The 10,263-nt window shown below is 33.0% G+C and carries 14 protein-coding genes; 11 read left to right on the top strand and 3 right to left on the bottom strand.

Features of this window, described 5'->3' with window-relative positions; all coding sequences use genetic code 11:
- Window positions 1–233 precede the first annotated feature (233 nt).
- From ACIFOT_RS28505 to ACIFOT_RS28470, 8 genes are all read left to right on the top strand, one after another.
- Window positions 234–524, top strand: coding sequence for a DUF4304 domain-containing protein (locus ACIFOT_RS28505; protein ID WP_430071201.1), 291 nt, complete (start codon window positions 234–236; stop codon window positions 522–524).
- Between the two features lie 185 nt (window positions 525–709).
- On the top strand, window positions 710–1,057 hold the full coding sequence (locus ACIFOT_RS28500) for a cupin domain-containing protein (protein WP_430071199.1): 348 nt from the start codon (window positions 710–712) through the stop codon (window positions 1,055–1,057).
- A 143-nt stretch (window positions 1,058–1,200) separates the two neighbouring features.
- Window positions 1,201–1,659: a DUF523 domain-containing protein gene (locus ACIFOT_RS28495; protein ID WP_430071197.1), complete on the top strand. Its 459-nt coding sequence runs from the start codon at window positions 1,201–1,203 to the stop codon at window positions 1,657–1,659.
- A gap of 327 nt (window positions 1,660–1,986) precedes the next feature.
- Window positions 1,987–2,469, top strand: coding sequence for a DUF2975 domain-containing protein (locus tag ACIFOT_RS28490; protein ID WP_430071195.1), 483 nt, complete (start codon window positions 1,987–1,989; stop codon window positions 2,467–2,469).
- A gap of 11 nt (window positions 2,470–2,480) precedes the next feature.
- The gene (locus ACIFOT_RS28485; RefSeq protein ID WP_430071192.1) at window positions 2,481–2,696 is read left to right on the top strand and encodes a helix-turn-helix domain-containing protein; all 216 of its coding nucleotides are present in this window, start codon (window positions 2,481–2,483) and stop codon (window positions 2,694–2,696) included.
- 48 nt (window positions 2,697–2,744) lie between these two features.
- Window positions 2,745–3,992 carry a DUF4153 domain-containing protein gene (locus ACIFOT_RS28480; protein ID WP_430071189.1) on the top strand — a complete coding sequence of 416 codons (1,248 nt, stop codon included), beginning with the start codon at window positions 2,745–2,747 and terminating at the stop codon, window positions 3,990–3,992.
- Between the two features lie 422 nt (window positions 3,993–4,414).
- Window positions 4,415–5,350, top strand: coding sequence for a hypothetical protein (locus tag ACIFOT_RS28475; protein ID WP_430071186.1), 936 nt, complete (start codon window positions 4,415–4,417; stop codon window positions 5,348–5,350).
- Between the two features lie 179 nt (window positions 5,351–5,529).
- Complete coding sequence (locus ACIFOT_RS28470) at window positions 5,530–5,946, top strand: flavoprotein (protein WP_430071182.1); 417 nt, start codon at window positions 5,530–5,532, stop codon at window positions 5,944–5,946.
- 123 nt (window positions 5,947–6,069) lie between these two features.
- Here the strand turns inward: ACIFOT_RS28470 and ACIFOT_RS28465 are convergent, their stop codons facing one another.
- Window positions 6,070–6,468: a YkvA family protein gene (locus ACIFOT_RS28465; RefSeq protein WP_430071179.1), complete on the bottom strand. Its 399-nt coding sequence runs from the start codon at window positions 6,466–6,468 to the stop codon at window positions 6,070–6,072.
- Window positions 6,469–6,751: 283 nt separating this feature from the next.
- Window positions 6,752–7,540: a sporulation transcription factor Spo0A gene (spo0A, locus tag ACIFOT_RS28460; protein ID WP_430071176.1), complete on the bottom strand. Its 789-nt coding sequence runs from the start codon at window positions 7,538–7,540 to the stop codon at window positions 6,752–6,754.
- Window positions 7,541–7,999: 459 nt separating this feature from the next.
- Here spo0A and ACIFOT_RS28455 point away from each other — a divergent pair, with 459 nt between their 5' ends.
- Together ACIFOT_RS28455 and ACIFOT_RS28450 are read left to right on the top strand one after the other, a co-directional pair.
- Window positions 8,000–8,692, top strand: coding sequence for a DUF2294 domain-containing protein (locus ACIFOT_RS28455; protein WP_430071172.1), 693 nt, complete (start codon window positions 8,000–8,002; stop codon window positions 8,690–8,692).
- 112 nt (window positions 8,693–8,804) lie between these two features.
- Window positions 8,805–9,068: a PAS domain S-box protein gene (locus tag ACIFOT_RS28450; RefSeq protein WP_430071168.1), complete on the top strand. Its 264-nt coding sequence runs from the start codon at window positions 8,805–8,807 to the stop codon at window positions 9,066–9,068.
- Here the strand turns inward: ACIFOT_RS28450 and ACIFOT_RS28445 are convergent.
- Window positions 9,028–9,234, bottom strand: a complete 207-nt coding sequence (locus ACIFOT_RS28445) for an HTH domain-containing protein (protein WP_430071165.1) — start codon at window positions 9,232–9,234, stop codon at window positions 9,028–9,030. The genes ACIFOT_RS28450 and ACIFOT_RS28445 overlap by 41 nt on opposite strands.
- Window positions 9,235–9,501: 267 nt before the next feature.
- On the opposite strand from ACIFOT_RS28445, the gene ACIFOT_RS28440 reads away from it, so the two are divergent.
- Window positions 9,502–10,029 (top strand): CBO0543 family protein, encoded by a 528-nt coding sequence (locus ACIFOT_RS28440; RefSeq protein ID WP_430071162.1) that lies wholly within the window; start codon window positions 9,502–9,504, stop codon window positions 10,027–10,029.
- Window positions 10,030–10,263 lie beyond the last annotated feature (234 nt).

Genomic DNA, 10,263 nt, shown 5'->3' with positions numbered 1-10,263 from the left:
TTTTCCCTCTACTCGATTTCGACTAACTGGGCAGGTTACTTGAAGAAGTAATATGTTCATTTGTGGGAGAATCTATACGGAAAAGAGTTCATTTTTTAGAATCGAGGATATTATAAAATGTCAGTTGAAAAAGATAATATGGTTTCTTCTTTAAAGAAAATAGTAATACCAATCTTAAGAGAGAATGGGTTTAAAGGTTCATTTCCACATTTCCGTCGAATTAAAGAAATAAAATTGACCTTCTAACGTTTCAATTTGACAGATATGGCGGGGGATTTGTTATCGAAGTGGCAGTTTGTCCTTCAGATGGAATTACCACCCATTGGGGTAAGATAGTTCCGCAGAATAAAGTAACTGCCCACGACTTAAACAACAGACCGAGACTTAATGGTGGAGAATGGTTTAGGTATGATGCACCTGATTCTAATGAAAATATTTTTGAGGTTATAGCAAATGAAGTCTTGGATTGTATCCCAGAAGCAGAAAAATATTGGGATAAAATTAAGATCAAAGGCTTCAAATAGTGGTTGCTAATCATAAGTAACCCGTTCTTCTTCAACTAAAGGTGCAAGAATTGAAAATCACCAGCTGCTATATTGGCGGCTGTTTTTATTGAGCTAACGAAGGCAGGTTATTTGAAGAAAAAAAGGTTATTCCACTCTTTTGTCGAACTAACTCTTTTGATAAAGTATTGCAAAGGAGAAAGAGTATGCTGAAAAAAGGACAATTAGAAGTGTTAAACTTACACAAATTAATAGAAAATCAAAACGAATATACAAATTTTATTGTGAGTGAAGTTAATGACCACGCTCTTCGAATAGCTGTTATAAACGGAGAATTCCACTGGCATAAACACGAAAATTGTGATGAATTATTCTATGTATTGGAAGGTGAACTTTTCATTGACTTTGAAAACGATGAAACAGTTTCTTTGAAACCAGGTGAAATTTTTACAATTCCTGCGAATACAATGCATCGTACTCGTTCAAAGGAAAGGACAGTTAATCTATGCTTTGAAAAGTCCAGTAATGATATAACAGGTAGTAACAACAGTTAAAATAAATTGGTTGCAACTCAACAAATGGAGGCAAGAGTTAAAGATGGGGACGCTTCGGCGATCCCCTTTCTTAGTCAACAAACAGCAGGAGTTGAACAAAAAAATATTTGGTAAAATTGGACTTAGCAGAAAGGGGTTAGTAAATGATATTGGTGAGTTCCTGCTTAGCAGGGTTATATGTGAGATATAATGGGACAAATTGTTTAAATGATAAAATAAGTAAATTGGTAGAAGAAAATAAAGCTATTACAATATGTCCTGAATTACTTGGTGGGTTTTCAACGCCAAGAGAACCAGCTGAGATAATTGGTGGAAACGGAGAAGATGTTCTGGATGGAAACGCTAAAGTAGTTGATAAATCAGGTAAAGATGTTACCCAACTTTACATAAAAGGAGCATATTCTACGCTTGAACAAGCTATAGAATTAAATGCGACTTTGGTGGTTCTAAAGGAAAATAGCCCATCTTGCGGCAGTTCAACCACATATAACGGTGAATTTACGGGGAAAAAAATTATGGGGATGGGAGTCACTTCTGCTTTACTAAAAAGAAATGGATTAAAAGTAATTTCAGAAGAACAATTTGCAGATACCTTCCTTTAGTTCTCAACTAATAATGGCGTTTTAATATTGTTTGTTCTATAGAGATTGTGAAATACTGCACTTAAACAAACGGGTGCTAGAGTTCAAGATGAATCGCTGCGGCGGTCTTTTCTGCTTGTTATGCTAACGGGGCGGGTTAATTGTACAAGTTATAAATTTAATGGTTTAAAGTTACAGAGCATTTCTTTGATGGAGGAATGCTTTTATTTTTGCTTAAAACAAAACAACAATACAACAAAAATATTGTTAGAATTAATAATAATTTATTGTAAAACGATAAAATGTATATTAAAATCAAAATCAGAATAAATAAGTGAGGTGCTTTTTATGGGAAAAGTAACAACGTTATTTTTAAAAATAGCTGTTATTTTTTTAGGAGTCCCCGTTCTGGCTTTGTGCATCTTTTTGGTGCCTGAGATGGCGAATATTGCAGCAAAATTGCTTCCAGAGTTTGCTTTAATAAAATATCTCGCTTTCATCGTTTTTGATGCATCGGCAATCCCTTTTTACTTTGCTTTGTATCAGGCTTTCAAACTCTTACGCTATATTGACAAAGATAAAGCTTTCTCCGATTTATCTGTAAAAGCTTTAAAGAAAATCAAATACTGTGCAATTACAATCAGTATTTTGCATGTGCTGGTTTGGCCTCTCTTCTATATTTTTGCTGAAGTAGACGACGCACCAGGAGTTATCTTTATCGGATTGGTGGTTCCTTTTGCTTCAATGGTGATCGCAGTCTTTGCGGCTGTTCTACAAAAACTTTTACAAGAAGCAATTGATATCAAATCAGAAAATGATTTAACGGTCTGAGGTGAATAACAATGGCAATTATAATCAATATTGATGTGATGTTAGCAAAAAGGAAAATGAGCGTAACAGAACTTTCTGAGAAGGTTGGAATAACGATGGCGAACCTTTCTATATTGAAAAATGGAAGGGCAAAAGCGATTCGATTATCCACTTTAGAGGCAATTTGTAAGGCTTTAGAATGTCAGCCTGGAGATATTTTAGAATACAAAAGTGACGAAGACAGTTAAACATTGTGGAGGAAACTTAATATAACAATGATTAGGGGAGGTATAACTATGGACATTAACAATTTGATAATTGAAAATATGTCTAATCCTCATGAGCTGGAGAGAATGTATAGAAAAGATCCGAAAGCTTTTAAAAAGTCATTCTCAAACGCATGGGAACAAAATCCTGATTCTCAGGTTCTTGGCGTTTGGTATGAAAGATTGCATTTCAAGGAGGAGGAAAATACGGAAAAATCCTCCTTGTTTCAAAAAGGTTTCTTATTCATGGGCATTTTAGCCATTTTGGCCGGGATAAGCACCAGGATCATTTTCCATTTTGTCGAACAGGAAGCAATTGCTCCAATTAACCTGGCTTTTGGTATAATTCCCTTTATTGCTGCCTATTTTATTTACAAAAATACTCCGAAAAAAAGTGTTATTTATTCCCTTGCAGCGTTGTTCCTCATTTCCGGGTTTTATCTTAATATGCTGCCATTAAATGATAAAGACAGTACTATCCTTGCTTATTTGCACCTTCCCATATTCTTATGGGTATTGGTAGGGCTTGCATTTACAGGAAATGAATATTCAAAAGACTATGCAAGATTAGCCTATATTAAATTTAATTTGGAATTTTGTATTCTTTACGCCAGCATGGCAGTTAGCGGAATGGTGCTAGCAGCATTAACCATGCAGTTATTTAGGTTTGTTGGCTTGGATATAGAAGACTTCTATTTTAGTAATGTCGTTTTATTTGGTGCTGCAGCTCTTGCTATTGTGGCCGCAAACCTGGTATCAATGAATCTTAAACTTGCTAAGAATATTACACCATATATAGCTAAAATTTTTAGTCCACTTGTCCTGGTCACATTGTTGGTCTATCTTATAACGGTAATATGGGTCGGAAAAAATCCATTCATGGACCGCAATTTCCTGATAGCCTTCAATGGAATACTCCTTGGTGTATTGGCCGTTACCATATTTTCCATTACCGAAAGCGATTCTGACGAGAAAAAGAACATTTCAGATTATATAAATTTAGCCTTAATTGTTCTTGCGCTTATCATTGACAGTGTGGCTTTGTCAGCCATCGTGTTCAGACTTTCTTCTTATGGGATTACCCCAAATAGACTTGCTGTTTTAGGAGTAAACATACTTATCTGGGCAAATCTAATTTGGATTATGTTCTCCTATATGCGTTTTCTACAAAACAAATCCAGACCTTCAGCTATCCAAGATGCCGTTACTAAGTATTTGCCGGTCTACGGACTTTGGGCAGCTTTCGTTACATTTACTTTTCCTATAATTTTTAATTAGAAAGGCTCTGTTAATGTAACGAAAAGCTAATCTTCTTTAACGTATAATATCGGCTTAGTTTCATAACTAAATTAAAAAAAGGATATTCAAACTAGAAGACATCATATATTGTTGCAGCTGGATTCTTTAAAATATGTCCAGTTTCATGTGCCCACCCAAAAATGACTTCATGAAACGTATTTGATCAGCTATACTTGCAGGTTGATTTAAATTAAATGTGAAAAGATGTACTTACACTAAAGGGTGCTTTCCTAAAAGCAGCCTTTTTCTATTCGACTAACGAAGGCAGTTTAATTCAAGAAGGAAATCGACTTATAATGTAATTATTATTAAGAACATGTAGGAGATCAATTTTATACAAATAACCATCCAATAGGAAAAATTCAACAAAAAGATTAACTGAAATTTCAGGAGAGATTAAAATGAGAAATAGAATTGCATTTTGGTTAATACTTGTTTTATTGTTTTCACTATCAGCTTGTGAATCTGAAAATGATGTGGATCAGATTGTCAGAGATTATGTAAAAAAAGAGTACGGCATTGGGGTAACGATTAAAAAACGCGAAGATGTTAATGAAGGAAACATGGGAGAACGCACGTTTGTTCTGAAAAGTAAAGAAGAAATTCCCGTAACGTTTGAAGTGCACCTGAAAGGGCTATTTTCTTCGAGAGTTACTGGGGATGATTATCAAAAGCAGAAAAAAGCGGCTATTTTAGGTAATAAATTTTGGAATGTAAATAAAAGTGAATTAGAAATGCTAGGTTTTCATGATGTTGAGTTTTCCTTTGCCGAGGGTCTTCATGTATCGTCGATCTATGAAAAGGATATTAATTTGTATGATGACAAGTCAGTTAGCACATTGATTCATTTCATTGGTTTGTTGAATGCATATAATCCTTCACCAGATTCACTCACGTTGAAAACAAAATCGTTGGATTTTCCAATAGAGTTATTGGGTTTGTCACGATTAAGTGATAAAGAAACTTTAAAAGCAGTGCTATTCAATGATTACAATATCGTAAATGTTTCATTGTTTCAACGAGACTATGATAAATTTAAAGCGATTGAAGAAGGGGTTGAAAAAAGAGGGTATCAGCTTGAATTTGGTTTGACAGTTGGAGCTTATGATCAAAGTTTTTACTGCTTTAAGGAAAATCTTAATAATCGGGAATGTAACGGTGGATATACAGTCGGTCTGAAAGGTGGGAAAAGCGACAGGGAAACTTTGTTTGACCTTGTTCTCTTTTTGAAGTCACAACCAATTCGAATCAGTAATGTTGCGTTTCATGACCGTGGGATTTATCTCAAACTTGATGATATTAATAGTCCTCAACAAATCGTTATTGAATCAGAATAAAAAAGCTGGTGCCTTTCAAGAGGATTGTGAAATATTCTACTTAAACGGTGCAAGAGTTTAAGATGGATCGCTGCGGCTGTCTTATTTTCTTGTGGTGCTAACGGGGCAGTTCAGTTCAATAAAGGAATCCTCCTTCAAAATATAGAATTTATGCATAAGCACTATTTTAGGGGGGTATTATGGATAATTCATTTAGAAAATTTCTAGATACATATTTAGATATTTGGCGTTCTTCTTCTATAACTAAATTAAGGGATTTAATATCAAAAGATTACAAAGGAAGAGAAATCACAAATGGTGAGATAGTTGATTTTGGATTTGAGGAATCAATACTTGGGTGGGAACAAGGATTTAATTTTGTTAGAGAAAATAACGCCCAATGGGAACTGAATGAAATTTCTAGTATCCCAATAAGAATTGATGAAATGTTACTGATAATATCTGCAACTATGGTAGTAAAAGGTAAGAGCTTAAATACTGTAAATTTATTTTTCCAAACCTTTAAAAAAGGAAGTTCTGATGATTGGAAATTGATAAGAAGTTATATAGAAGCAGGAATCTCAAAAGAAAATATAAAAAGAATGCAATTCAACTAACGTGGGCTGAAGAACAAGGGATGGGTGCTGCGATCCTTTTTTGCTTGTTGTACTAACGTGCAGGTCAGTTTCAAGAAGGATATGCAAAGAAGCATATCCCTAAATGTTATTTAATAATTATTTTCAACGATATATACCGTATAATAATTTACCAACCCAAAACGCAAATAAAATCCAAATCAGAATGAATAGTACGGCAACAAACCAGTTTTTTGGTTTTCCATTTTTCCTAATTTCTTCAGCCTTTTCTCTGTTTTCTTCAATAATGTAAGGTGGTATTAATTTTAGTGCCAGTGAAATGCCCAGCGGAACAATAATTAGGTCGTCGAGATAACCCAATACAGGAATGAAGTCAGGGATCAAATCTATAGGACTAAATGCATAAGCAACTACACAAATAGCAACCAATTTAGCGAACCAAGGTACTCTATTATCTTTGTATGATAAATAAAGAACGAATAAATTTTGTTTTAGTTTTCTTGCGTAGTTTTTTAATTTTGTTAAAGTATTTTCTTGTTCCATCTAACTCCCCCTTGCTAGTAATGATTATAAAGTAAAATAGGAGGTTAGCAAGAAGGAAAATTGTTGTTAATAATCAAAACCAGAATAAACACAATAGAATATATTATTTAATGTATTTAGGGCAAACCCATACCGTTGTAAGGCACAATTATTTGTGCCTTTTCTTGGGACTTTTAATTGATACGTTCTAATCAATTTCATTTTCTGTAGTGCAGCACTGATTTTGTGCTGCATGGATAGCTTACGGGCAGGCAACTGAAGAAGACAGTTTTATCGAGTTACCTTAACAATCCTGTTGTATTCTCAAATAATTGGCAATCATAGCGATAAATTTGCCATTAGTGGGTTTAACTTTAAATGTGTTTAGTGTGTTACCAAATAACAACTCTAGTACCTCATTACTTGAACGATTCCATCCAACTTCAATTGAGTGTCGAATTCCTCTTTCAACTCGGCTGGGGGTGGTATGATATTTACTTGCAATGGTGGGATATATTACTTTTGTTATACCTCCCCATCCCAGCAATATCTCAAAGTTACTGAATACCATTTGAATAGCCTCTCTCAAAAAAAAGTATCCTTTTAAATTTGCTGGAATCCCCATCAAACGTAATACATTTGTGATTCGATTTTCTATATTTTGACCTTTTTTATTATGGAGTAACTCTTTTTTCTCTGTGTTTGTATTTACAAAGGACGACTCTTTCTGTTTTGGGCAAATATTTCTAATTGTATTGGATAAATGGGATAATTCAACAGGTTTTAACATAAAGTAGCATGCCCCGAATTCGCTGGCTTTTTTTATGATATCCTCGTTTCCCATAGAAGTTAGTATTAAAACATTTGTATCGATTTTTTCTTTATCAAGTTTTTTTAATAAAGAGAGTCCATCGGAATAAGGCATAATTAAATCTAAAATAACAAGGTCTGGTTGTTCCCTTTTTAATAACCCCATTCCTTCTATGCCATTGTAGGCAACTCCCATTACTTCCATATCATCAAGACTAGATAAGTAATTTTTAAGTAACTCTGTTAATTGAATGTTATCATCCACAATTGCAATCTTTATCATTTTTATGATTCTCCCTCTTTATTTATCGAAAAATAAAAAAAGTCAAGATAGGAATCATCATCCCACCTTGACTTATGTCTAGCTCAATGTATGTTGTCTAGCTCATTACCATCATTATGACCTTTATTTATATAGTAAAAAACACATTATGTAATTAGATGCAATCCATTTAGATAAAAGCATTTTTTCTTCTATCCTTTGATTATTTTATATTCAAACAATTAACTTTTCAATCTTTTTAGTCTATTTCTAGGAAAATTTGGTTATTTTAACCTATTCGATGATATCGCAATAACTAATAAATTCAGTTTTAAACGCATACAATATCGATTTATTGGGACAAATTAAGGAAAGGTCGATGGTAATATTAGAAAATATTGAAAAGATTTCTGAAAATATTTAAAATAAAAAAGGGATAAAAGAAATAAAGCTTTTATCTTATAAAAGGATGAATTTTCTTTGGAAAAAAATCAGGTGAATTTGGAGTTAGCAAGTTACATCGGAAGAACGCTTCGAGAATTTTTTGGAAAAGGGCCTGAATCTGTTTTTGTTTCTAATTATCAATCAACCGTGACTGTTTATTTACGAAATTTTATCACACCCTCTGAAAGTGTCTTATTATCCCAAGGTCAAGAAGCCATGGTATTAAGGACGAGAGATATGTTGATGAAAACACTTATTCCTGAGTTTAAGGCCTATATTAAAATATTGACTGGCATGGAAATCAGTGAATTTTATTACGATTGGGGAATTCATAATAAAAGTGGTATTTTTGTTTGTTTTGGTTCTTCAAAGGAAATTAATCATTTAAATGATGAAAACTATGAAGGAAAAGAAAATATTCACTCAGAAATAAGAAGAATCAGTATTCAAGCCGAAAAGGAGCCAGAAGAAATCCATTCCATTCGATTAAACCCAAGAACATTAGTCGTAATTCGAAAAGAAATTTTGGTTCCCATCGAAAGAGAATTAATTCGATTAGGAAACTCCGAAACATTAAAGTTGGCAAAACGAAATCTTGAGAAAAGATTATTGCATAATAGCAATCAATTTGAAACTATTCTTAAAACAAAAGTAAATGATATTTTTGTGGATTGGGATTTTAACTTGGATAAGAGTGCTATCGCGCTAATCCTATCACCAACTTCATAAAGGCGGAAGTGAGTTAGACAATATTTGAGCTAAACACAAGCCAAGATGAGAATTCTTACTCATCTTGGCTTTTTTATTCATATAATATGGGGAAAGGAACTTATAGTAAGAGATGAACAGCCATAATGAAGAAATGAAAAGTGAAAAGAGGCAATTATTAAAAGAGTATATAGAAGAAAATATGATGAAAAATGAAAATCTGTTTAATGGTAACCAAGATGCTATTTTCGTTCTAGATTTAAAAGGTTTGTTACTACAAGTGAATCCAGCTTTTGAAAAACTTTCAGGATATTCATATGAAGAGGCGCTCCAAATGAAACTTCAAATGTTCTTTCCTATCGAAGGATTGAAAGCTGGTATCCCGTACCTCGAATAGATTTAATGGAAGCACCAAAATCAGAAACAGTTGATTCCAAGTCTTTCATATCATTTCGAATCGTTCTTGATGTGACATCAAGAACATTTGCTAGATATTCACTTGTAAGAGGAGTATGCGCTTTCATTAATTCACGTATGATAACAGTCATTCGAGCATTTAACATTAGAATCCTCGCTCCCTGGCAAAAACTCAAATTAATTTTTATATTTTATCATACTAATTAACCAAATTGACTATAAATTTCGAAAATAATATGGCAATAATTTTTTCCAGTAGAAGAAAGATCCATTACATTATATGTATTCTGTTTACCATCGGTAAAAAGCAGTGTGAATTTAGTGAAGATCGCTAACGAAAGCAGGAAAATGTAAAAATATGTAATTTAAGTAATCGGAATGGAAATGATAATTATATAATAATTTTTACATCAATGAGAGGAAGAGGCAGAAGGTTGCATTTTACAATTGGGATTATTCTTTTACTTATTTCTTTAAGGTGGGCAAATTGGAAGGAATGGCAACGCTATTATCCTACCATGATTTATATTGTTGCAATGAGTCTCCTATATAAATTATTTGCTTTATACCAGTTTCATTTATGGAAATTCAGTTCACATGATTTTTTCTTTAATAGCCATATTGCAATCCATTTGTGCCACACTTTTATTATAAATCCTTTGTATACAATTATTTATCTGTCAAATTTTCCAGAGGAAAGTTTCCTTAAGAAATGCATTTATATAATAAAATGGGTAGCTGCATTATTAATAGTGGAATTATTCCTGCTAAGTTTTGACCATATTAACTATTTTCATGGATGGAAATTAAAATGGACAATATTTTTTGATTTTTCAATGTTTTCCCTGCTTAGAATTCATTTTAAAAAACCGTTATGGGGAATTTTTCTTTCAATAATATTTACCTTATTTTACTTATTTGTTTTTGGATATTTAACATAAAAATATTACTAACCGTGTGTTGCTGCGGCGTCCTTTTCTCTTGGGTATTAGGGTAAGAAAATATGATATAAAATAAGGGCTTAATCCGGCGATACTTTATATAAACTGATGCATAAGCTGGTATTGAGCATCATCAATACCGCCATACATTTTACGTCCTCAGTGCTTTATTATGTGTTCGGGGCATTAAAGCCAGATAAAAAAGCCCTAAAAAATGATATTATCCCCTTTAAG

Source organism: Neobacillus sp. NRS-1170 (assembly GCF_050468025.1).
Note: the sequence above shows the minus strand (reverse complement) of the source record. Positions and strands in the feature narration are given on the sequence as shown.